Below are 23,430 nucleotides of genomic sequence, written 5' to 3'. Positions count from 1 at the left end.
CTAATACCCCTGCATCTGACTCAGGTTTTCCGCCGTATAGACGGTACCTCTCAGTATGTTTTCATCGTCCTGCCGTGTCTTTGCCTGATCTTTTTGAATCACTTCCATCAGCGTTTCGCCAAGATAGGGAACAGCCTCCACACATCCAAGATAACCTCCGGCGCCGATTGCATTCTTCACGTCCTTCACTCCGTTGATTGAAACAACAGGCACCTCTCCCCGAAGTCCCAGCTCCTCCAGTGCATCTATAGCGCCGATTCCTTCTTCATCTGTATTGGCAAAAACGGCATTGACAGTACCAGGGCTGCTTAGAAAGTAACTGAGCACATTATTGCGCGCAGTCCCTCTGTCACCGCCGCCCTCTGTAATTCCAGCGATCTCCAGGTTTTCATAATCTCTCAGCCGGTTCCTGAAACCGGTACTGTGCATCTTATTAATAGAGGATCCCTTCTCCCCGCTGATCTCCAGAACGGCCCCTTCCCTGCCGTCAAAAAAATCGGCCAGCAGCCGGGCGCACTCCTCGCCCTCCCACACGGCATCTGTCCGCACCTCAGCCAGTACCGAAATATTTTTAAAATTATCGATGGTCCGGTCCAGTAATATGATCTTTGTCTTTGCCGCTTCTGCCTGAAGCAGTTCCTCCTCCAGCCCCCGTGTCTGGACCGGCATAACGACCAGGTACTCGGGGCTGTATTCCAGCAGCTCCCGGACATCTTTCTTCTGCTTGTCCGCATCGGCATCGGCACTTCGCCACTCAACCGACATTTCTGCTCTCTGGATGCTGTCCAGCACGTCCTGCCAGATCGCTGTCGTCCGGGAATTGGCAGTATCACAGAAAGACACGGCAATCTGGACAGGTTCCTTTTTTTCCGGTTCGTTTTCGTTCTGATATAATAAAAAAATACCTGCAAGGGCACATACGGCTATGAGGACCGCTGCCCATATACTTTTTTTGCCCATAGACACCTCCTTAGTTAAAATCAATTATAACATATGTGAAAGGGCTGTTGCAGATAATGATTATTCATCATTTATTGCAACAGCCCTTTCGCTTGTTTTGTTTAATTTAAATGGCAGTTTATATTCCCAGTTTATTTTGTTGTTTACAGGATTAGAGCGCCTGAATTGTTTTGTGCTGTACGGTCAGGCCGGTTTGAGCCTTTATTTAAACAGCCTGTCTTTTGCCCGGGGTCTTTTTTTGCCTACCGGTTTGTCCGGCTTTGGTTCGTATGTTTTGCCGCTTTTCATAAAGGGGGCCCTTTTATGATTTTTGCGGAAGTAAATCAGCATTGCTCCGGTCACTACAACGATAATTCCTGCAAGCAGCTGAGAAACAGGGAAACCAATCCCCGGTATTAGGAGCTGATCTGTTCTCAGGCCTTCAATCCATGCTCTGCCAAGACCATATCCGAAGAGATACAGCAGAAACAGTTCTCCCTCATATTTCTTATGTTTTCTGTAAATGAACAGGAGAATAAATATTGCCAGGCACCAGAGAGACTCATATAAAAAGGTTGGGTGGACCTGAATATAGTTCACCCCGTCTATCACCTGTATATTTGCTCTCATGGTCTCTGTTACATCGCTGGTCCGTACTGCATCTAAGGGCAGCTGCATGGCGAACAGACTGTCCGTATATCCTCCGAAAGCTTCACGGTTGAAGAAATTTCCCCAGCGTCCCAGCATCTGTCCGTTCACAAGAGCCATCGCGACCGTATCAAAGATCTGGGGCGCACTTAATTTTTTCACCCTTGCAAAAACCAGCACTGTAATTACCGCTGCTATCACACCGCCGTATATCCCCAGTCCACCCTCACGAAGGTTCAGAATATCAAGGAGGTTGTCCTTATACATATCCCAGGAGAATGCTACATAGTATAGTCTTGCACCCACAATACCACAGACAACGCCGATGATTCCCATATCCAGATAGTCTTCCGGATTTTGCCTCGTCCGCTTCGCCTCGGATGTGGCAATCAAAAAACCGATCAGAATCGCACATCCAATAATAATCCCGTAATAAGCAATGTCAAATCCAAAAACAGTAATCGATTTACCCACATGTTCCAGATGAATCCCCAAATGCGGGAAGTTTATATTATAATGCATATCCTATACTCCTTTTGTGCTCCCTTTAGGGGTCTGACCCCTTTGGCAAAGGGGTCAGACCCCTACGCAATCTATACGTTAAAGCGAAACAAAATAATGTCTCCGTCCTGTACTACGTATTCTTTTCCTTCCAGTCTGACAAGTCCTTTTTCTTTGGCTGCTGCATGTGTTCCACATGCCATCAGATCATCGTAGCTTACGATTTCCGCCCGGATGAACCCGCGTTCAAAGTCGGAATGTATCTTCCCGGCAGCCTGGGGTGCTTTTGTACCGCGCTTGATTGTCCATGCACGGACCTCCGGCTCTCCTGCCGTCAGGTAGCTGATCAGGCCAAGGAGATGGTAACTGGCTTTTATCAGTTTCTCCAGTCCTGACTCTTCTAATCCTAAATCTTCCAAAAACATTTTTTTCTCTTCATCATCCAGCTCTGCGATTTCCTGCTCTATCTGGGCACAAACTACAAATACTTCACATTCTTCCTGTTCGGCATATTCGCGTACCGCCTTTACACCGGTGTTGGACGCGCCATCGTCTGCCAGAACATCCTCGGTTACGTTTGCCGCAAAGATCACCGGCTTGCGGGTCAGCAGGTTATAGCTCTCCAGCCATTCCTGTTCGTCATCATCATCTGTGCTGAAGCTTTTCCCCATTTTGTTCTCTTCCAGATGCGCTTTGATCCGCTCCAGAAGTCCCAGTTCTTTTGCGGCTGACTTATCGTTTCTTGCCACCTTCACAGTCTTTGCAATTCTTCTCTCCAGGATTTCCAGATCTGAGAAAATCAGCTCCAGGTTGATTGTTTCTATATCCCGCAGCGGGTCGATGCTGCCGTCCACATGTACGATGTTGCTGTCCTCGAAACATCTTACAACATGTACGATCGCGTCTACTTCACGAATGTTTGCCAGAAACTGGTTGCCCAGACCTTCCCCTTTGGATGCACCTTTTACAAGGCCCGCTATATCTACAAATTCAATGGCCGCAGGAACAATCTTCTTCGTGTGGTACATTTCCCCCAGCACATCCAGTCGCTTGTCCGGCACTGTCACAACGCCCACATTCGGGTCTATCGTGCAGAACGGATAGTTCGCTGATTCAGCTCCCGCCTTTGTTAAAGAGTTAAACAACGTACTTTTCCCAACATTGGGTAATCCAACAATTCCTAATTTCATAAGTCAAATCCTCTCTGTATCTTAATCTTTTTTCCTGCAGCTTTGCTCCAGATCTGTCCGAAGGACACGTCTTACAGACCACCCTTCGGATATATTTTTCTATTAACCAGATTACATGATCAGCTCCGCCAGCATCAGTCCCGTGTCTCCATCAATACAACAATCCCATACGGAAATGAGATCTTCACTTCATCGTCCTCTATCTCATTGCTGACACACAGGCTGTCAAAGGGCGTCAGTATATGATGGCTCAGCGGATATTTGGCTCCTGTTATGTTAAAGTCCTCCACCTCGCCGCCCAGAGGAAATACGGAAAAATACGGACCATAGGCTTCCTCTTTTTTTAGAACCAGCCCCTCTTTCAGAAGCCGTATCCGATTATGCCCGTCCACAATCCTGGCATCCGCACCGGCATCCAGCGCCACTTTCAGGGTCTGTACATTCGCCCATACATGATCCAGCCTGGTGCCGGTTCCGCCCAGTATCAGAATGTTCTGCCTGCGCAGATCCAGGCACAGCCTCAACGCAATTTCTGTATCAGATGCATCCTTCACGGGATTAAATTCCCGGATCGGTACCTTTGTCTCTTCTTTATAGTAAGCAATGACTTCCGCAGGCGCACTGTCAAAGTCGCCTACAATATAGTCGGGGAGGATATTATGCTCGTAAAGGAAGATGAGTCCTCTGTCCACGCCGATAATAAATTCCGTCTTCTCATCCTTTAAGATAGCAGCGGCAAACTCTTCCTCCAGAACCCCGCCGCTGACGATCACTGTTCGTTTATTCATTTTCTTTTAAAATCTCCATTAATCCTGTAACATTTTCTGCAATCCCGCCTTTAAATACCGCAGAACCTGCAACAATTATATTCGCACCGGCATCCAGAACTTCTTTTACATTGCTCTGGTAAATCCCGCCGTCAACCTCGATGTCTGCATTCAGTCCACGCTCATCCAGCATAGAACGCAGGTTTTTAATCTTCTCCAGTGATTCCGGGATAAATGCCTGTCCGCCAAATCCCGGCTCCACACTCATGATCAGAAACATTTCCGCCTGATCCAGAACAGGAAGCAGCTCTTCCACCGGTGTAGCGGGCTTGATCGAAACCCCCGCCTTTATGCCGCATGCATGGATTTTGTCCAGCACGGCCTGCACATCCTCACATGCCTCCAGATGAACCGTCAGAATATCTGCTCCGGCTTCCTGAAAATCCTCCACATAGCGCCCCGGATCTGTTACCATCAGATGCACATCCATCACCTGAGAACTCACTCCCTGGATTGATTTCAGCACGGGCATTCCAAAAGAAATACTGGGAACGAACATCCCGTCCATAACATCAAAATGCAGATACTCTGCCCCATGATCTGAAGTGATCCGTATCTGTTCCCCTAAAATTTTAAAATCCGCCGATAAAATAGATGGTGCCAAAATGTTTTTCATAAGCTAATACCTCTTCTTTTCCTGTAATTCCTGATACATTTCCAGATAATCCTCATACCGTATGGTATGGATCTCTCCATTTTCTACCGCTGCTTTTACGGCACAGCCAGGCTCGTGCACATGATCACACCCGTTAAACCGGCACTTGCCTTCATATGGGGCAAACTCTCTGATATAGTACTTGAGATCCCCCTTTTCAAAATCATTGACATACAGGGAACTAAAACCAGGCGTATCCATAATGTAGGAATTCCCGTCTATCGTTATCAGCTCCGAATGCCTGGTCGTATGCTTTCCTCTTGCAATCTTCCTGCTGATACTGCCCGTCTCCATCTGGATCTCCGTCTGGAGCAGATTGATCAGGGAAGATTTTCCCACACCGGAAGGCCCGGCAATTACTGTTGTCTTTCCTAAAAGCACGTCTTTTACAATCCCGATATTCTCTTCATTCAGGGCGCTGGTAAATATCACCTGATATCCGCAGGCCCTGTAAATCTCCTGCAGTTCTTTCAGTTCCGGCTGTGTGGCTATGTCCTTCTTATTAAAGCACAGAACCACCGGAATCTCCTTGCTCTCCATCATAACAAGAAACCTGTCCAGCAGGTTAAAATGAGGCTTCGGCTCAGTCACCGCAAACACTACCAGCGCCTGGTCAACGTTTGCCACTGCGGGACGGATCAGTTCGTTCTTTCTGGACAGTATCTGAACAATATTTCCTGTCTTTTCTGCCGCATCCAGAATCTCGATGTCCACATCGTCTCCCACCAGAGGTTTGATCTTTTCTTTTCTGAATACACCTTTTGCTTTACACTCATAAATACCGGATTCTACTACGTGTACGTAGTAGAATCCGGCAATTCCCTTTATAATCTTTCCCTGCATAAATTAATAACCTTCTGTGGTGCCGCCAGTACCATTTCCTGTTCCGCCTCCGTCACTCGGATTCTCCGGATCCGGAGTTGCTTCAGGACCTGAACTCACAACAAAATCAACGCTTGAACCTTTTTCCATCTGACTTCCGGATGGTGCAGACTGATAAATGACATAACCAGCCATTACAGTATTGCTCGACTCTGATGTAACTGCCCCTGCCTGTAAGCCCTTCGCTGTCAGTCTCTGCACTGCATCTTCCTCACTGTATCCAATCAGCTGTGGCACCGTCACCATCTCCACCTTCGGCCCCTTGCTGACAACATACTCAACCGTTGTCCCCGCATCCACTTTCTTATCGGCCTTGGTTTTCTGCGACATAACAATACCCGCTTCATACTTATCACTATAATCTTCGGTAGCGCTTCCAACAAGTCCCACTGCCGTCAGTGCCGCTTCTGCATCCTCCTGGCTCAAATCAACCAGATTCGGTACCGCTACCTTTTCGGCGCCCATGCTGACGATCATTGTCACCTTGCTGCCTTCTTTCACTTCTGTGCCGGAAGACGGATCTGTTGATATAACCTTTCCTTCCTCCACGCTGCTGTCATATGACGCTTTGGAATCCACCACGAGATTAGCGTCATCCAGCATTTTCTGTGCCTCGGCCTCATCCAGTCCGACTACGCTCGGAACCATAACCATCTTTTCTTCTTTTCCGCTGCTGACCACTACGTTAATCTGTGTATTCTTATCCACCTTTGTCTTGGCATCCGTCTCCTGTCGGATAATAACACCCTTGTCGTACTTGTCGGACGCCTCCCGCCCGGACACGTGATAGCCCAGATTCTTCTTCGAAAGTGCCGCCTTTGCTTCATCTTCAGTCATGCCAACCAGATCAGGAACCGACACCTGCGTGTCCGTCTGTGTAGTCTTCGTTCCGGTGCCGCCCTTAAACAGCCCCGCAGCCTTTCCTATCATAAAAAGCAGGATAAAAGCAATTATAACAGCCGCCACGATCATCAATATCTTCATGATCTTCTTCGTATTCGGATCTACATCGTTTTTCTTCCTGCTGTCCCGCCTGTAATCATCGTCTTCATCGCTGTCGTACTCATCGCTGTCATAATCGTAATCATCATCGTAATCATCATTATCATAGTCATCGTTATCATAATCGTCATCATCATAATCAGCGCCGTAATCGCGGTCCTGTATCCGTTCCATCTCTTCCGTCGACATCACAACCGTCGTATCCGAGCCGGCACCATACGGAGACATGTTAACAAAATTGCCCTCCGGACTGACAAGAGAACGCTTCAGATCCAGGATCAGCGCCTGACAGTTCAGATATCTGCGTTCCGGATTCTTCTGCGTACATTTCATGATAATGCATTCCAGGCTGTACGGAATATCCGGCACTTCCTCCGCGGGAGATATAATCTCCTCCTGCAGATGCTTGATTGCTACGGATACGGTAGAGTCCCCATCAAACGGTACATGGCCGGTGATCATCTCATACATGGTGATGCCGGCCGAATAAATATCACTTTTTTCATCTACAATGCCACCTCTGGCCTGTTCAGGCGAGGTGTAATGTACGGAACCCATGACATTGGTGCTGATGGTATTGGTGGCTGTCGTTGCCCGCGCAATCCCAAAGTCCGTCACTTTGACTTTTCCTTCTTTGGAAATAATGATGTTCTGAGGTTTGATATCACGGTGAACGATATGCTGATTATGCGCAGCCTGAATACCTGTCACCATCTGTATAGAAATGCTGATAGTCTCTTTCGCGGTAAGTTTACCCTTTTTTTCAATATATTCCTTTAAAGTGATTCCCTCAACCAGTTCCATGACCATATAGTACAGACCCCGGTCCTGCCCCACATCGTAGACATTTACCACATTGGGGTGCATCAGGCCTGCTGCTGCCTGGGCCTCGCTTAAAAACTTCTGGATAAAAATCTCATCTGTACGAAAATCACTTTTTAATACCTTAATCGCCACATAACGATTCAGTTTATGGTCTTTCCCCTTATACACATCCGCCATTCCGCCCGAACCAATACGGCTCAGTATTTCATAACGTTTCCCTAAAAATACTCCTTCTTTTAACATATACTCACCTCATCCGCAAACGGTTCTACCAGGACAATCCCTATATTGTCCGTACCGCCGTTTTCTTTTGCTGTTTCTACCAGAGACTCTGCTGCTTCCACAATGTCTCTGCCCCCCTGTACGATGTGGAATAATTCCTCATCTTCTACCATATTGCTGAGACCGTCTGTACACATCAGAATGATGTCTCCCTTTTTCAGGCGGTGCTCATAAAAGTCTACCTCCACGCTGTCCTTGGCTCCAATAGCCCTTGTAATAATATTCTTATCCGGATGGTGCTTTGCCTCCTCCGGCTTGATGCCGCCGAGACGTACCATCTCTTCCACCAGTGAATGGTCCTTGGTCAGCTGTATAATTCCCTGATTGATCAGATAAAGCCTGCTGTCCCCTACATTCGCAAAAAACATCATCTGATTTACAATCGTTGCAACGACCACTGTGGTTCCCATCCCCTTCAGGTGAGAATCCTGGGAAGCCTTTTTAATGATCTCCCGGTTCGCGGTCTTGATCGCGGAAATAAGCGCTTTTTCCACATCTTCCTCGTCACTCTGCTTCAGTTCTCTCTGCAGAACCTCCACCGTATATTTTGAAGCATAATCGCCGGCCTGATGTCCGCCCATACCGTCAGCTACTACAAACAGGTTTGGGAGAGGTCCTAACGGATTATCTGTAGTATAGACATAATCTTGATTCACTTGTCGTACCATACCAACGTCGGTAATGGAAAATGTCTTCATAGCATATCTCCTTTATTAGTTGTTTGTCTGCACATAACGTCGTCTGAGCTGCCCGCAGGCACCATCGATATCTGCACCCATTTCCCTTCTTATAGTAACATTTATTCCACTTTTTTCAAGTTTATTTTTGAAATTAAGCGCATTTTTCCTGCTTGGTCTCACAAATGACCGTTCCTTGACCGGATTCACCGGTATCAGATTCAGATGGCAGTTTCTCGGCTTAAGGATCCGGATCAGTTCCCCTGCATCTTCGTCCGTGTCGTTCACACCGTGCACCAGGCTGTACTCAAAGGTAATTCTCCTGCCCGTTTTCCGGAAATATTCATCGCAGGCATGCAGCACATCCGAAAGCTCATATTTGTTTGCAACCGGCATGAGCTCTTTTCGCTTCTCCTGGGTAGTTCCGTGCAGGGAGAGCGCAAGTGTAATCTGCAGATTCTCCTCTGCCAGTTCCAGCATCTTCGGCACAATCCCGCATGTGGAGACCGTTACGTTCCGCTGGCTGATATGGAGCCCGTGTTCATCAGTGAGCAGCCTGATAAAGCAAAGAAAGTTCTCATAATTATCCAGCGGCTCTCCGGTTCCCATGATCACCACGTTGGACACTCTCTCCCCTGTGACCTTCTGAATCTCATAGATCTGGCCCAGCATCTCCGAGGGGGAAAGGTTCCTCACCAGCCCCCCTATGGTGGATGCACAGAACCTGCAGCCCATGCGGCAGCCCACCTGCGAAGAAATGCAGACGGAATTCCCGTGTTTGTATCTCATAAGCACGCTCTCCACCACATTCTGGTCATGAAGCATAAAAAGGAACTTGTTTGTTCCATCCATCTGCGACTCCTGGCGCTCCAACATCCGGACTGGAAGAATCTCGTACTCCCTGTCCAGCTTTTCCCGGAGTTCCCTGGAGAGATTCGTCATCTCGTCAAAGCTGCCCGCCAGTTTGACATGAAGCCATTCATACAGCTGCTTTGCCCGGAACTTCTTTTCCCCAATTGCAGCCATCTCCGCCTGCAATTGTTCATATGTATATGCTCGGATATCCTTCTTCATTATCTACGCTGAACCTTTCTTTCTAAATCTGGCAATAAAAAATCCATCGCTGTCATGTACTCCCGGCAGGAGCTGCAGACAGCCGCTGTCCCGGACATCATCCTGAAGTTCAGTACACAGTCTGTCCTCCAGCTGCTCCGGGGCAAAGTCCGGATGCGTCTCCAGAAACCACTTTACATTTTCCTGGTTTTCCGCCCGGTTGATCGTGCATGTGCTGTAAAGGAGTACGCCGCCCGGCTTTACATAACTGCACACCACGTCTAAAATCTTACGCTGAAGGAGTACAAGTTCTTCCGTCTGTTTTTCTGTTGTTCTGTATTTCAAATCCGTCTTTCTTCCCAGCACTCCAAGTCCTGAACAGGGAAGGTCCGCAATCACAATATCCGCTTTCTCCACAGATGCGGCGTCCAGCACGGATGCGTCCATCTGTACAGCGGAAATATTCTTCATCTGCATACGGTCAATGTTGTCCCTGATCAGTGAAGTCTTGTATTCCGTCAGGTCCCTCGCATCCACATGCCCGGTCCCTGACAGGCGGTCTGCAAGATGTATGGACTTGCCGCCCGGAGCGGCACACACGTCTATGATATAATCCCCCTGCTTCGGGTCCGCAATCTCCCCGACCAGCATGGAGCTGACATCCTGCACTGCAAACAGTCCCTCCCGGAAACTTTCCATATCGCCCAGATAATCGTATCCGGTTATGCGGTAAGCATAGGGCAGATAAAGGTGACGTACTGCCTTCACCCCTTCGCTCTCCAGCCTCGCCTCCAGTTCCTCTGGCAGACACCTGTTTATATTACAGCGGATCGTCACCGGTTTTTCCTTCTGGAAATCCGCCAGCATCGTCTCCACGGTTTCCCGGTCGTACTCCGTAAGCCACTTCTTCAGAATCCACTCCGGCATGGAATACCGGACGGATAATGCTGCCAGTGCATCCTTTGGATATTCTACGGTGTCCAGCCCCCGTGCAACATTTCGAAGCACTCCATTTACAAATCCACGGAGTGAACCAAAGCCTTTTTTCACAGCCAGCTTTACCGCCTCATTGCAGACGGCAGAATCCGGCACACTGTCCATATATTTCAGCTGGTATACCGCACTCCTTAGAATATTGCGGATCACCGGCTTCATTTTTTTTACCTTTACTTTTGAGAACTGGCCGAGAATATAATCCAGCTCCATCAGATGCTCCAGAGTCCCCTCCGTCACCCTTGTTATAAATGCACGTTCTTTCTTATCCAGATACTGATATTTACTCAGCACATTCCCCAGGGCAATGTGGCTGTATACATCATGCTCCGTGATATCCAGCAGAAGTCCCAGCACAATTTCTCTGTCGCTAAGCGGCTTTGTCATCTTATTTCCTCCTGTTAGTCGCGTCTGCGCCCGCTGATCATTAGCAGCCTGAGAAGCTGCAGTATCATGGATGCCGCACTGGCCACGTACGTCAGGGCAGCCGCCCCAAGCACTTCTTTTGTCGCGCTCACTTCTTCCGGATATAACATACCGGTATTCTCCAGGACCTTCACTGCCCTCCTGGATGCATTAAACTCCACCGGCAGCGTCACAAGCTGGAACAGAACTGCCGCGGAAAACAGTAGAATTCCCAGATTGATCAGTAACAATGAGGTATCTCCGCTGATAAACAGCCCGATGATGATCAGCGGCCATGCCGCCATGGAACCAAAATTCGCGATCGGCACCAGCGCCCCTCTGATCTTCAGCGGTGCGTATCCCACATTGTGCTGTACTGCGTGGCCGCACTCATGTGCCGCGACACCGATGGCCGCGACCGAAGCCGACTGATACGTTGCATCCGACAGTCTGAGCACCTTATTCCGCGGATCGTAATGATCCGTCAGATTGCCCGATACATGCTGTACGGTCACATCGTTTATTCCATTTGCCCGCAGGATCTTTTCCGCCGCCTCTTTCCCCGTTATCCCGGAATGGCTGCGCACCTGGGCATATTTATTGAACACCCGGTTCACACGGCTGGATGCCACTATACAGATAACAGCGCCGATGATTACCAGTATATAAGTTGGATCATAGAAAAAATACATGATACTCCCTCCATTTCGAATGATGCACGCGCATTGCCTGTACAGGCTCTCTGATCCGATTCTCCCGGGAGCCCGTAATATAAAACTGCTCTTTTTATGAGCCGCAGGTAAATAGTGTGCCGGTTTCCAGTGTATAACCCCTCAGAAATGCACTCGTCTCCATTCGTTTTTTCCCTGGAATCTGCAGCTCGCTGATGCGCAGAATCCCTTCTCCGGTCTGTACTGTGAAGCAGTCTTTCCCCACTTCCAGAACGGTTCCCGGCGCAGCCGTACAGGCCTTTTCTTCCTGCGGCACTGCTTTTGCCCTCCAGATCTTCAGCACTTTATCCCCCCAGTGCGTATAAGCGCTGGGCCAGGAATTCAGTCCCCGCACCAGCCTCTCGATCTGAACAGCCGGCTGGCTCCAGTCAATATTACCCATCTTTTTATGCAGCATCTTTGCATATGGAGTCGGACTCTCACCCTGATGTTCGAAAACCGCAGTTCCGTCCTCCAGCGCCTCCAGCGTCTCCACGCAGAGTGCCGCTCCGGCCGCCGCCAGCTTATCGTGCAGGCTTTCCCCTGTCTCCTCTTCTGTAATCAAAACTTCGCTCTTCAGTATCATGTCTCCCGTATCCAGGCCCTCATCCATCTGCATTGTCGTGACACCCGTCACCTCTTCCCCGCAGAGTATAGACCACTGAATCGGCGCTGCGCCTCTGTACTTCGGAAGGAGTGACGCATGGACATTGATACAGCCGTATGGTGTCATATCCAGGATTTCTTTTGGAAGGATCTGACCGAATGCCACAACAACAATCACATCTGCCTTGTATCCCCTAAGTTCTGCAACGCATTCCGGCTGTCTGACCTTCACAGGCTGATACACCGGAATCCCATGCTTTTCTGCCGCTTCTTTTACAGGCGTAAACTGCATTTCTTTGCCCCTGCCCTTTGGCTTGTCAGGCTGTGTCACAGCCAGGCAGACGTCATGACCGGCCTGAATCAGTGCTTCCAGAGTTCCGACAGCAAAATCAGGAGTCCCCATAAATATTACTCTCATCTTACTCTTCTTCCTCCTCATACGTTACATCATGAAGTCCGTCTAATACTCTGTCTACATATAACTCCCCTGATAAATGTGCAATTTCATGGCAGAAAGCCCTTGCCAGAAGGCCCTCGCCCTCCATCTCAAACTCTTCCATATCTTCATTCAATGCCCGTACCTTCACATGGTCCGGTCTGGTCACTATCCCCCATTTACCAGGAACGCTCAGGCAGCCTTCTTCCCCTGTCTGCTCCCCGGAAGCCTCTATAATCACCGGGTTGATCAATACAATCGGCCCCTCTCCCACATCAATCGTCACTATATTCTTGAGTACGCCAACCTGAGGGGCAGCAAGGCCTACTCCCATCTTCTCGTACATCGTGTCTAACATGTCTTCAATAAGCATCTTCGTCCGCAGAGTCACCTTTGTCACTTCTTTGCACTGCTTCGTCAAAATTTCGTCCCCAATCATTCTTACTTCTCTGATTGCCATAATATCCTCCCTGTTTCTATTCTGCTTCTTTTTTCTTTTCTCTATTCTCCGATTTCCGAAACTCAAAATACATTCATAGGATTGAAATCAAACTGGATCCGCATTTTCTGAAATCCCGTATTCACCTCGATGTACTGTTCCAGATAATTTTTCATCTTTACCAGTGTATCATATCTTTCTGATTTCAGGTAGAGGACTTTACGATACACATCGTTGACTTTTCCGATCCCCGGGCTTGCCGGGCCGATGATCTCCATGTCCCCGTCCTTTTTGATGCGCAGCGCATATTCCTTGAGATACCTGCAGCCCTTTTCCAGAAGCGGCTCATCCCCGCAGCTCACCAGCACGGCCAGCAGGTTCTCCGCCGGCGGGTATCCCATCAGCTCACGGTAGCGGATTTCTTCCGCATAGAAGGCCTCATAATCCTGTGCTGCCGCGGTCGTAATTCCATAATGTTCCGGGCTGTAAGTCTGGATCACGGCCTCGCCTTTCTTCTTCCCACGGCCGGCTCTTCCAACGGCCTGGGTCAGCAGCTGAAAGGTTCTCTCGCCTGCCCGGTAATCGTTCGCATACAGGGACATATCTGCCGCCAGCACACCCACCAGCGTCACATTCGGAAAATCATGCCCCTTCACGATCATCTGGGTTCCCACCAGAATGTCTGCCTCTTCATTGGCAAATGCAGCCAGAATCTTTTCATGGCCGTCCTTCTCCCGGGTGGTATCCATATCCATCCGAAGCACCCTTGCATCCGGAAACTGCTGCTTCACCATCTCCTCAATCTGCTGCGTCCCTGCACGGAATTCGCCGATATGCCGGGAGCCGCATTCGGGGCAGACAGGCGCTTTCGCCTCTTCATACCCGCAGTAGTGGCATACCATCTTCCCGTTTCGGTGGGACGAAAGCGACACATCACAGTGGGGGCACTTGATTACATGTCCGCATTCTCTGCAGGAGACAAATCCTGCATAACCCCGCCGGTTCAAAAACAGCATAATCTGCTCGCGCTTCTCCAGGCGGTCCGCTATCATTTCCTGCAGTCTTCTGCTCAGTATTGAGCGGTTGCCCTCCCGGATCTCTTCCCGCAGATCCACAGTGAATACCTCCGCCATGTCCTGCATCCCGGAACGGTTGGGCATCTCCAGCAGAGCGTATTCCCCGCTTTTGGCGCGGTACATTGCCTCCATGGAAGGGGTTGCCGAACCCAGAATCACACTGGCGCCCTCCATGCCTGCCCTGGCAATCGCAGTTTCTCTGGCATGATACCTGGGCACCTGTTCACTTTTATAGGTAGTCTCGTGTTCTTCGTCTATCACGATTAGCCCCAGGTTGGGAAACGGCGTGAACAGTGCAGACCGCGGACCGATCATCACATCGATCCCGCCTTCTTTTGCCCGCATCATCTGGTCATAACGCTCCCCTGCCGAGAGCCTGGAATTCATGATCGACACCCTGTCGCCAAAATTCCTGTAAAACCGCATCACCGTCTGATAAGTCAGGGCAATCTCCGGGATCAGTACAATCGCCTGCTTCCCCTGAGCCGCCACCCGCCGTATCATTTCTATATATACTTCGGTTTTGCCGCTGCCCGTCACCCCGTATATCAGATAAGTACCGTACTTCTCCTGTTCATAGTCTTTCCAGAATGCATCCACGGCATGCCGCTGATCCCCGGTAAATGTAATACTGCACTCTTCTTTTTTCCCTTTCACCGGATTGCGGTAGACCTGCTCTGTCTCCAGGGCCAGAACCCCCTGTTCTTCCATGGCCCGCACGACAGTGAGCGTAATATTCAGCTTCTTCGACACCAGCTCATAATCCAGCACGGAATCATCCAGAAGCGCCGCCATCAGCCTGGCCCTTGCCCGCTGGTTCTTCTCCAGATAAAATTCCAGTTTTTCCTTTCCTTCCTCCTCATTTAGAAGAAGACGGACCCGTTTCTTTACCCTGGCATTCTCCTTCTGCTTGATGGGAAGCACAGTTTTTAAAGACTGGATCATCGTGCCGCCGTACTGCTCCTTCATCCAGGCGGCCAGGGCAACAAGCTTTCCTTCTATCGCCACACCGCTTCTGGAGATATCCAGGATCTCTTTTACTTTGGATTCCACGTAATTGCAGCTCTTTGTCAGCCCCACAACGTACCCTTTTGTCTGACGGTTTCCCCTGCCGAAAGGCACCAGTACTTCCATACCAACAGAAAGTTCCCCTTCCAGACGGGAGGGGACTCTGTATTGGAATATCTTATCCAGTTTTTCATGTGTAATGTCTACGATAATGTTCGCATACATGAAATGTATTCACCTACTTTAATTCTTCCAGTATTTCCCGGATCAGCACGCGCTCATCCATGGGATATTTTACACCCTTTATTTCCTGATAGTCCTCATGGCCCTTACCCGCCAGCACGATCACATCGCCCCGCTGTCCATGCTCTATTGCATACTTGATTGCTTCTTTTCTGTCACAAATCTCCACATACTTTCCATCTGTCTTGTGGATTCCTGTCTTAATATCATCGATGATCGCCTGTGGTTCTTCAAATCTCGGATTATCAGAGGTTATAATCGACAGGTCCGCCAGACGCCCGGACACTTCTCCCATCTCATACCTGCGTTCCCTGGAACGGTTACCGCCGCATCCGAACAGACATACAAGCCGCGCCGGCTCATATTCCTTCAGAGTCGTCAGAAGGCTCTCCAGGCTCATGGCATTGTGTGCATAGTCAATCATCAGCGTAAATTCATCCGACACCGGAATCATCTCGATACGCCCCTTAACATTTGCCACCTTCAGGGCCTTTTTGATCTGTTCCACCGGCACCTGGAAATGCCTGCACACCGCGATGGCCGTCAGGGAATTGTAAACACTGAACTTGCCCGGTATATCGATCTCCACATCAAAGTCCATGAGGCCGCTCACATGGTATGCGACTCCCAGATACCCCGGTCTGGACACAAGATGCGTATCTACTGCACGCAGATCTGCCTTTTCGGAAAAACCGAAGGTCTCCACCCTGCAGGTTGCCCGGGAGAAAACATCTTCAAAATACTCATCGTCTACGTTGGCAATTCCAAGCCTGCACTGCTGAAACAGCAATCCTTTGCATCGCTTATAGTCCTCAAAATCCTTATGCTCATTCGGCCCGATATGATCCCTGCCCAGATTCGTAAAAATCCCGATCTCAAAAGGAATTCCCGCTGTTCTGTGCAGCATCAGCCCCTGAGAGGAGACTTCCATAACCACGCTGTCACAGCCGGCCTCCACCATCCTTGCGAAATACTGATGGATCGTATAGGATTCCGGCGTCGTATTCGCTGCCGGGATCTTCTCATCCCCGATAATCGCCTCAATGGTTCCGATCAGCCCTACTTTATGGCCGACCCCTTCCAGAATGGATTTGATCATGTAGGTTGTCGTGGTCTTTCCCTTTGTACCGGTAATTCCGATAATCTTCATCTTATCCGCCGGATAGCCAAAGTAAGCGGCAGACATGAGCGCCAGCGCATAGCGGCTGTCTGCCACCCGGATAACTGTCATGTCTTCCGGCGCTTCCACCTCACGTTCTACAATCACGGCGGCAGCTCCTTTCTGGGCCACCTCTTCTACAAAATCATGTCCGTCCACAACTGCTCCGCTGATGCAGACAAATGCAGATCCTTTCTCTACCTTCCGGGAATCATTGATGAATGTGGTAATCTCCGCCTCATCGCTCCCCTGAATTACTTCATATTCTAAACGCTCTAATAACTGATTCAGCTTCATGTATGCTCCTCCTGAATGGAAATACTTTTCTACCATAGGATAACACAAACGGCCCCCGGTTGCAAAATTCTCCTATGAATTCTTCGTGAAATCTTTATGAAATATATTTTCCGAACGGCAGCTTCCGTATAAAATAAATGCACACAAAGGAAGCCAGCAGAAGCCCTGCCGTCAGTACAGGCACGGCAATCCATGCACTGATCTGCTCCGGGTCCACATATTTTTTATAAGTGTCCAGAAACAGAATATGGATCAGATACACACCAAACGAGCAGGCGCAGCAGATATCAATGACGCCTTTCGTCCTCTCCTTCAGCCGGATGCTTCCGCCTCCGGCCTGCATCATCAGGGCAAAGAACGATGCTCCCGCCGTGATCACCAGAGGGCAGCCATATTCCAGGAATCTCTCGTAATGCGCTCCCGCGCCGAATGTTTTCCAGGCGGTAAGAGCTATATTCAGGGCAGTGCTCCCTATAAAAATTCCGAAGAGCAGCGGCTCCTTCCCCTTTAGTTTTTCCCGGTATCTGTGGATAAAATATCCGAGAAAGAAATAAAACGTATAAACTTTGTCCCCAATGATCGGCACGTCATAATAAGGCTCCTCATGCATCAGCGAAGAAAAGTACATAAAGACCGCGGCGAGGCTGCCCATAAGCAAAAATGCTTTATCCATCCGGGTATTCATCCCCCTGCACATGATCTGAAAAAAAGGCAGTACCAGATAGATCGGGATCGTGGCATACAGGTACCACAGATGCGGTTCCGTCGGAGTATAGAACAGGTCCCGCAGATCATAAGGAGTCCCCATATAATATATATTAAAGAAATAATAAACAATGCTCCAGAATGCCAGAACAATCAAAAATCGCAGCAGACGCTCCCCGTTTTTACGTAAGCTTTCCGTCCGCCCCAGCAGCAGGGCCCCGCTGAGCATGAAAAAGCAGGGTACACTGACTCTGGCCGCAGTGTCCAGCAGCAGAGAAAACAGATATTCCCCTCTGCCAATATCGGTGTATGCCCTGCAGAAATAATTAGTAACATGTATGACAATGACCATCACAAATGAGACGGTTCTGATCAGCTCCATATTGTAATTCTTTTTCTTCATCGTTTTCTTCCCATATCTCTTTTGCGCAGCGGCGCTCTCTCTGTTTCCGCCGCTACTGTCTTTTTTTGTTCTTCTCAGTGCGTCCGGTACCTTTTTTCATCAGGCTGGCCTTCACCACTGCATCTTTCCCGTATTTTGCCCGGATCTCCTCCATGGCCAGATTCAGCTTCTGGTGTTTTTCATCCGGAGGCTTCGGCATCTCTATATCAAAAATAGAAAGCTGTACCGGTTCTGAAGCCACCACAAGCTTTGCCGTGCGGATTCCCAGCAGGCGGATCGGCTCCCCGTCCCATGTCTCATCAAACAACTGACAGGCCGCTTTATACAGCACCTCATCCTCGCTGGACGGCTTGTCCAGCTGTTTCTGGTGGGAGACGCGCTGAAAATCATGATATTTGATTTCCATACTGACCATATTGGCCTTCTGCCCGGCTTTTCTAAGCCGCCTCCCTACGCTTTCTGCCAACTCATGCAATACTGCTTTTGCTGTCTCCGCTGTCTCGGCATTCTCCGACAGCGTCGTGGAATTGCCGATCCCCTTAGCCTCCGCCTGTTCGGACTGGACGCGGGAATCATCTATCCCGTTGGCAAATTCCCAAAGCATCCGACCATGGCTTTTCATATGGAGGCTGATCAGCCCCTGATCCGCCTGCGCAAGATCCCCGATCGTATATATTTCCAGTTTTTTAAATGTCTCCACGCTGGAACGCCCTGCCATATACAGCTCCCCGATAGGAAGAGGCCACATTTTCACCCGGATCTCCTCGGGAAACAGCGTGTGCACCTTGTCCGGCTTTTCAAAATCCGATGCCATCTTAGCCAGCAGCTTGTTGGAGGATATCCCGATATTTACCGTAAACCCGAACTGCGCTTTTATCCCGTCCTTTATGACCAGTGCCGCATCCACGGGAGACGGGTATTTCCATGCAATCCCGGTAAAGTCCATATAGCACTCGTCCACGCTGACCTGCTCAATCTCCGTGGTAAACGTCTTCAAGTACTCCATGAGGCGCGCGCTTTTCTCCCGGTACATCTTATGGTCAGGGGGAGCCATCACCAGGTTCGGACACTTACGAAAGGCATTCGCAACAGGTTCCCCCGTGCGAATGCCGTATTTTTTTGCAGGAATGGACTTGGCAAGCACCACGCCCCGGCGCGCCTTCTGGTCGCCGCCTATGATGGCCGGTACGAGCCTCATATCCTGCTTTGCTCCGTTTTTCAGTTGTTCTACCGCTGTCCAGCTCAGATAAGCGGAATTGACATCTATATGGAAAATGATCGGCGTCATAAAACCAGCTGTCCTTTCACCCTTGCTTCTAATTTTCCGTCAACAACATCGATTAGAATGATATCGCCTCTTCCCACATTGCCTGCCAGAATCAGTTTTGCTGCCAGTGTTTCTACATTCTTCTGCAGATATCTCTTCAGTGGCCTTGCCCCGTACATCGGGTCATATCCACCTTCTACGATATAATTTCTGGCCTCTTCTGTCAGCTCAATAGAAAGCTCTTTATCTGCAAGCCTCTTGTTGACGTCTGCTGCTAATAAATCAATAATTGCATAAATATTGTGTTTCGTCAACGGTTTAAACATAATGATTTCATCCAGACGGTTCAGAAATTCCGGCCTGAACCGGGCGCGAAGCTCGTTCATCACCATATCCTGGCTTGCCGCGTCTATGGTCCCGTCTTCCTCAATCCCCTCCAGAAGATAATTGGCCCCAAGGTTGGAGGTCATAATCAGGATCGTATTCTTAAAGTCCACGGTACGCCCCTGTGAGTCTGTGATACGCCCGTCATCCAGCACCTGAAGAAGCACGTTGAATACATCTGGATGTGCCTTCTCGATCTCGTCAAACAGTACAACAGAATATGGTTTCCTTCTGACCGCTTCTGTCAGCTGGCCGCCTTCATCATATCCCACATATCCCGGAGGCGCTCCGATCAGCCTGGATACGGAGAATTTCTCCATATACTCGCTCATATCGATACGCACCATGCTGTTCTCATCATCAAACAGACTCTCCGCCAGCGCTTTCGCCAGCTCCGTCTTGCCGACACCGGTAGGTCCGAGGAACAGAAATGATCCGATTGGTTTTGATGGGTCTTTAATACCCGCCTTAGAACGGATAATTGCCTCTGTCACCAATTCCACGCCCTCATCCTGTCCAATGACACGTCTGTGCAGCTCATCGCCCAAATGCAGCGTCTTGCTTCTCTCGCTCTCGTTCAGCTTTGCCACCGGGATTCCCGTCCATCTGGAAATGATCTTGGCGATCTCCTCGTCTGTAACGGCTTCATGAACCAGTGCCAGTTCTTTCTCCCTGACCTTGTCTTCTTCCTCCTCCAGCTGTTTCTGCAGCTGCGGCAGACGTCCGTACTGCAGCTCTGCTGCCAGGTTCAGGTCATACTCCCTCTGTGCTTTCTGGATATCTTTGTTTACCTGTTCTATCTCTTCGCGGATCTTCTGGACTCTTTCAACAGAAGCCTTCTCGTTGTCCCACTGTGCCTTCTTGCCCGCATACTCTTCATTTAAGCCGGCCAGCTCTTCCTGAAGGTGTCCGAGGCGCTCCTTGCTCAGCCGGTCTTCCTCTTTTTTCAATGCTTCTTCTTCAATCTCCAGCTGCATGATTCGGCGGCGGAGTTCATCCAGTTCTGTAGGCATGGAATCCAGTTCCGTCTTAATCAGCGCACAGGCTTCATCCACCAGGTCGATTGCCTTATCGGGCAGGAACCGGTCGGATATATAACGATTGGATAGCATTGCCGCCGCGACCAGCGCGCTGTCAGTGATCTTGACACCATGGAATACTTCATAGCGTTCCTTTAGCCCCCTCAGAATAGAAATCGCATCCTCCACCGTAGGCTCTTCTACCATGACCGGCTGGAAACGCCGCTCCAGCGCCGCGTCCTTTTCAATATACTGGCGGTACTCATCCAGTGTCGTAGCACCGATACAGTGCAGCTCGCCTCTTGCCAGCATCGGTTTCAGCATGTTGCCGGCATCCATAGCGCCATCCGTTTTTCCTGCGCCTACTATTGTGTGAAGCTCATCGATAAAGAGAATGATCTGTCCGTCGCTGTTTTTCACTTCCTCCAGAACCGCTTTCAGACGTTCCTCGAATTCGCCTCTGTATTTTGCGCCCGCAACCAGAGCTCCCATGTCCAGAGAGAAGATTGTCTTATTCTTCAGACCTTCCGGCACGTCACCTCTGACGATACGCTGTGCCAGCCCCTCTACAACTGCCGTCTTTCCGACGCCCGGCTCACCGATGAGCACGGGATTGTTCTTGGTCTTACGGGAAAGAATCCGTATCACATTGCGGATCTCCTCGTCTCTGCCAATGACAGGATCCAGCTTCTGATCCCTTGCACGCTCCACAAGATCCTGGCCATACTTATTCAAAGTATCATAAGTAGCCTCAGGATTGTCGCTGGTCACCTTCTGGTTTCCGCGCACAGTGGACAATGCCTGCAGGAAATCGTTGCGGCTGATGCCGAATTCCTTATACAGCGCCTTCAGTTCTCGGCTTGCATATTTTAACAGGGCCAGGAAAAGGTGCTCTACAGAAACGTATTCGTCTCCCATCTGCTTTGCCTCATCCTCCGCATGGATCAGAACGTTGTTCAGATCCTGCCCCACGAATACCTGGCCGCCCTGCACTTTCGGACGCTTAGCCAGGGCCTCCTCCACACGGTTTGTAAACAGGGTTCCCTGTATATTCATTTTTTCAAGTAATTTTAAAATCAGGCTGTCATTCTGCGTTACCAGTGCATACAGCAGGTGCTCCTGTGCAATCTCCTGGTTGCCGTAGTCGTAGGCTACTTTCTCACAATTCTGGACTGCCTGGAGAGAATTCTGGGTAAATTTATTTATGTTCATAGAAAGACCTCCTTTGTCATTTCAATGTCATTGTTCTATTAACACTATAACAATACCACTCGTTATTAGCACTGTCAATAGATGAGTGCTAATTTTTTTTTAGCAAACTGTTAAAATAGTATTAAATACATGCAGAAATCATGACCACGGGCAGGGGCAGACTAAAACTTAAAATACCCCCAAGAATGATCTGACCGTTTATTTCCTGTCAGGATATTGATTCCATGAACTGCTCAACATAATACAATGCTGACCCGACTGCCGGTGTATACTGTCCTTGCATTCCTACGATCAAATGCCTTCTTTCAAGTTTAAAGGGAGTAGAACTATTAATGCGCTCCAGTAAATATTCGAGATCCTCCTCCGTGAAATAAGGCGCCAGATATCCACTTATAATAATAGGGCCGTCGATAACCAGATTCAAATTTCTTATGGCAAAAGCCAAATACTGCAGATAGCCTTCCCAAATTTGCTGCATACCGCCATCATTATCTTCTCTCAACAAAGTAAAAAACTTTTTCACAGGCATCCCTGCGGCGGCTTCCAGTGCATTTACCGAGCAATAAGTCTCCAGGCATCCTCTGTTTCCACAGTAGCACAGGGGTCCATCCGGATCAATACACATATGTTCGATGGCGCCGCTGTGCATAGACATTCCCTTCTGAACGCAATGGTTCGTTATAACGGCCCCTCCCAGATTCCTGTTCAGAAGAAACACCATCGCATTATCAAATTCATTATGATTCCATAATTCCAGAAAGGCGGCGGCCTTAGAATCATGTTCCAAACGGCACGGATATGGCAGGCGGGAAGAAAAATCAGTAAGTTTCATATCTGAATTATCCATGATTGCGCCATAAGTTACAGTAGCGCCATCCGTAGATATAATCCCCTGGGTTGCAATGGAAATACCCAGAATCCGATCTTTTGTATAATAATTCTCCGAGATAAACTGTTCAATCTTATCTGTAACCTGGTCATAATATCCCGGATCACTGCTGTAAGGTACATTAAAAGTTTCCATATTTACTGCTTCTCCATATAAGTTTACAGAAGCAATATGAAACATATTTTTCAAAATCCCTGCTCCTATGGAAATTTTTGCATCAGCAACAATCTGTATCGCCTGTGCCTTCCTTCCCCCGGTCGAATCAAAAAATCCTTTTCTTTCAATCAGCCCCTCCTGTTCCAAAACATTCAGATTCTGGCTGACCGTGGACAGCCCCATCTGCAGATCCCGGACAATCTGCAGCTTGGCGGTAATCCTTTGCTTATAAATATAATGGTAGACCTTTGACTTATTTATTTTTTTTAATGTAATAGTGGTTACACCTTTCTCATTCATATGAAACTCCTTATAAAAGTTATGTGTAGATCATAAAAGTAAGTTCTGGTTTTATTCTAATACAGTGAAAGTAAAAACGCAATTAAGAAAAGCTCTTCTTTACGAAACTCTTAACCACGGCATCCCCCACTCATTGTGAAATGTGCATAGAAATAAAGTATAAATCTTGGTTTATTTGTCAATAGCTTTTTCAAGCTTTAAGTTTTATACTCTACTTACAACTTAGATATAAACTTAAGTAA

19 protein-coding genes are annotated in these 23,430 nt (G+C 48.8%); all 19 read right to left on the bottom strand.

Annotated features, from left to right (window positions below; all coding sequences use genetic code 11):
• Entirely contained in the window at positions 1–960 is a 960-nt protein-coding gene (locus tag HMPREF0240_RS04555) for a substrate-binding domain-containing protein (RefSeq protein WP_035312377.1), read from the bottom strand.
• Positions 961–1,161: 201 nt separating this feature from the next.
• Positions 1,162–2,109 carry a prolipoprotein diacylglyceryl transferase gene (gene lgt / locus HMPREF0240_RS04550; protein ID WP_009002271.1) on the bottom strand — a complete coding sequence of 316 codons (948 nt, stop codon included), beginning with the start codon at positions 2,107–2,109 and terminating at the stop codon, positions 1,162–1,164.
• Positions 2,110–2,180: 71 nt separating this feature from the next.
• Positions 2,181–3,278 carry a redox-regulated ATPase YchF gene (ychF, locus tag HMPREF0240_RS04545; protein WP_009002270.1) on the bottom strand — a complete coding sequence of 366 codons (1,098 nt, stop codon included), beginning with the start codon at positions 3,276–3,278 and terminating at the stop codon, positions 2,181–2,183.
• Positions 3,279–3,412: 134 nt separating this feature from the next.
• Positions 3,413–4,066, bottom strand: coding sequence for a thiamine diphosphokinase (locus HMPREF0240_RS04540; RefSeq protein WP_009002269.1), 654 nt, complete (start codon positions 4,064–4,066; stop codon positions 3,413–3,415).
• Positions 4,059–4,721 carry a ribulose-phosphate 3-epimerase gene (gene rpe, locus HMPREF0240_RS04535; RefSeq protein ID WP_009002268.1) on the bottom strand — a complete coding sequence of 221 codons (663 nt, stop codon included), beginning with the start codon at positions 4,719–4,721 and terminating at the stop codon, positions 4,059–4,061. Before rpe ends, HMPREF0240_RS04540 begins: the two co-directional genes overlap by 8 nt.
• Positions 4,722–4,724: 3 nt before the next feature.
• A complete protein-coding gene (gene rsgA / locus HMPREF0240_RS04530) occupies positions 4,725–5,603 on the bottom strand; it encodes a ribosome small subunit-dependent GTPase A (RefSeq protein WP_009002267.1) in 879 nt (292 codons plus the stop codon).
• Positions 5,604–5,606: 3 nt separating this feature from the next.
• Entirely contained in the window at positions 5,607–7,712 is a 2,106-nt protein-coding gene (pknB, locus tag HMPREF0240_RS04525; RefSeq protein WP_009002266.1) for a Stk1 family PASTA domain-containing Ser/Thr kinase, read from the bottom strand.
• On the bottom strand, positions 7,706–8,449 hold the full coding sequence (locus HMPREF0240_RS04520; RefSeq protein ID WP_009002265.1) for a Stp1/IreP family PP2C-type Ser/Thr phosphatase: 744 nt from the start codon (positions 8,447–8,449) through the stop codon (positions 7,706–7,708). Before HMPREF0240_RS04520 ends, pknB begins: the two co-directional genes overlap by 7 nt.
• Positions 8,450–8,464: 15 nt before the next feature.
• Positions 8,465–9,502 (bottom strand): 23S rRNA (adenine(2503)-C(2))-methyltransferase RlmN, encoded by a 1,038-nt coding sequence (gene rlmN / locus HMPREF0240_RS04515; protein WP_009002264.1) that lies wholly within the window; start codon positions 9,500–9,502, stop codon positions 8,465–8,467.
• A 3-nt stretch (positions 9,503–9,505) separates the two neighbouring features.
• Positions 9,506–10,861 (bottom strand): 16S rRNA (cytosine(967)-C(5))-methyltransferase RsmB, encoded by a 1,356-nt coding sequence (gene rsmB, locus HMPREF0240_RS04510; protein ID WP_009002263.1) that lies wholly within the window; start codon positions 10,859–10,861, stop codon positions 9,506–9,508.
• A gap of 14 nt (positions 10,862–10,875) precedes the next feature.
• Positions 10,876–11,571: a zinc metallopeptidase gene (locus HMPREF0240_RS04505; protein ID WP_009002262.1), complete on the bottom strand. Its 696-nt coding sequence runs from the start codon at positions 11,569–11,571 to the stop codon at positions 10,876–10,878.
• A gap of 94 nt (positions 11,572–11,665) precedes the next feature.
• Entirely contained in the window at positions 11,666–12,613 is a 948-nt protein-coding gene (gene fmt / locus HMPREF0240_RS04500) for a methionyl-tRNA formyltransferase (protein ID WP_035312374.1), read from the bottom strand.
• Position 12,614: 1 nt separating this feature from the next.
• Positions 12,615–13,091, bottom strand: coding sequence for a peptide deformylase (gene def, locus HMPREF0240_RS04495; RefSeq protein ID WP_009002260.1), 477 nt, complete (start codon positions 13,089–13,091; stop codon positions 12,615–12,617).
• 62 nt (positions 13,092–13,153) lie between these two features.
• A complete protein-coding gene (gene priA / locus HMPREF0240_RS04490) occupies positions 13,154–15,379 on the bottom strand; it encodes a primosomal protein N' (protein ID WP_009002259.1) in 2,226 nt (741 codons plus the stop codon).
• 13 nt (positions 15,380–15,392) lie between these two features.
• Positions 15,393–16,853: a UDP-N-acetylmuramoyl-L-alanyl-D-glutamate--2,6-diaminopimelate ligase gene (locus HMPREF0240_RS04485; protein ID WP_009002258.1), complete on the bottom strand. Its 1,461-nt coding sequence runs from the start codon at positions 16,851–16,853 to the stop codon at positions 15,393–15,395.
• Positions 16,854–16,947: 94 nt separating this feature from the next.
• Positions 16,948–17,961 (bottom strand): acyltransferase family protein, encoded by a 1,014-nt coding sequence (locus HMPREF0240_RS04480; protein ID WP_009002257.1) that lies wholly within the window; start codon positions 17,959–17,961, stop codon positions 16,948–16,950.
• Between the two features lie 52 nt (positions 17,962–18,013).
• Positions 18,014–19,249 (bottom strand): DNA polymerase IV, encoded by a 1,236-nt coding sequence (locus tag HMPREF0240_RS04475; protein WP_009002256.1) that lies wholly within the window; start codon positions 19,247–19,249, stop codon positions 18,014–18,016.
• Positions 19,246–21,843, bottom strand: coding sequence for an ATP-dependent chaperone ClpB (clpB, locus tag HMPREF0240_RS04470; RefSeq protein ID WP_009002255.1), 2,598 nt, complete (start codon positions 21,841–21,843; stop codon positions 19,246–19,248). Before clpB ends, HMPREF0240_RS04475 begins: the two co-directional genes overlap by 4 nt.
• A 208-nt stretch (positions 21,844–22,051) precedes the next feature.
• On the bottom strand, positions 22,052–23,188 hold the full coding sequence (locus tag HMPREF0240_RS04465) for an ROK family transcriptional regulator (RefSeq protein ID WP_009002254.1): 1,137 nt from the start codon (positions 23,186–23,188) through the stop codon (positions 22,052–22,054).
• Between the last annotated feature and the right edge of the window lie 242 nt (positions 23,189–23,430).

The sequence above is a fragment of the Clostridium sp. D5 genome (genome assembly GCF_000190355.1).
Classification (GTDB): domain Bacteria; phylum Bacillota; class Clostridia; order Lachnospirales; family Lachnospiraceae; genus Faecalicatena; species Faecalicatena fissicatena_A.
This window is presented reverse-complemented; position numbering and strand designations above follow the sequence as displayed.

Coding starts and splice junctions, on each gene's coding strand:
- HMPREF0240_RS04555 (WP_035312377.1), bottom strand. CDS start 960: ATGGGCAAAAAAAGTATATGGGCAGCGGTCCTCATAGCCGTATGTGCC.
- lgt (WP_009002271.1), bottom strand. CDS start 2,109: ATGCATTATAATATAAACTTCCCGCATTTGGGGATTCATCTGGAACAT.
- ychF (WP_009002270.1), bottom strand. CDS start 3,278: ATGAAATTAGGAATTGTTGGATTACCCAATGTTGGGAAAAGTACGTTG.
- HMPREF0240_RS04540 (WP_009002269.1), bottom strand. CDS start 4,066: ATGAATAAACGAACAGTGATCGTCAGCGGCGGGGTTCTGGAGGAAGAG.
- rpe (WP_009002268.1), bottom strand. CDS start 4,721: ATGAAAAACATTTTGGCACCATCTATTTTATCGGCGGATTTTAAAATT.
- rsgA (WP_009002267.1), bottom strand. CDS start 5,603: ATGCAGGGAAAGATTATAAAGGGAATTGCCGGATTCTACTACGTACAC.
- pknB (WP_009002266.1), bottom strand. CDS start 7,712: ATGTTAAAAGAAGGAGTATTTTTAGGGAAACGTTATGAAATACTGAGC.
- HMPREF0240_RS04520 (WP_009002265.1), bottom strand. CDS start 8,449: ATGAAGACATTTTCCATTACCGACGTTGGTATGGTACGACAAGTGAAT.
- rlmN (WP_009002264.1), bottom strand. CDS start 9,502: ATGAAGAAGGATATCCGAGCATATACATATGAACAATTGCAGGCGGAG.
- rsmB (WP_009002263.1), bottom strand. CDS start 10,861: ATGACAAAGCCGCTTAGCGACAGAGAAATTGTGCTGGGACTTCTGCTG.
- HMPREF0240_RS04505 (WP_009002262.1), bottom strand. CDS start 11,571: ATGTATTTTTTCTATGATCCAACTTATATACTGGTAATCATCGGCGCT.
- fmt (WP_035312374.1), bottom strand. CDS start 12,613: ATGAGAGTAATATTTATGGGGACTCCTGATTTTGCTGTCGGAACTCTG.
- def (WP_009002260.1), bottom strand. CDS start 13,091: ATGGCAATCAGAGAAGTAAGAATGATTGGGGACGAAATTTTGACGAAG.
- priA (WP_009002259.1), bottom strand. CDS start 15,379: ATGTATGCGAACATTATCGTAGACATTACACATGAAAAACTGGATAAG.
- HMPREF0240_RS04485 (WP_009002258.1), bottom strand. CDS start 16,853: ATGAAGCTGAATCAGTTATTAGAGCGTTTAGAATATGAAGTAATTCAG.
- HMPREF0240_RS04480 (WP_009002257.1), bottom strand. CDS start 17,961: ATGAAGAAAAAGAATTACAATATGGAGCTGATCAGAACCGTCTCATTT.
- HMPREF0240_RS04475 (WP_009002256.1), bottom strand. CDS start 19,249: ATGACGCCGATCATTTTCCATATAGATGTCAATTCCGCTTATCTGAGC.
- clpB (WP_009002255.1), bottom strand. CDS start 21,843: ATGAACATAAATAAATTTACCCAGAATTCTCTCCAGGCAGTCCAGAAT.
- HMPREF0240_RS04465 (WP_009002254.1), bottom strand. CDS start 23,188: ATGAATGAGAAAGGTGTAACCACTATTACATTAAAAAAAATAAATAAG.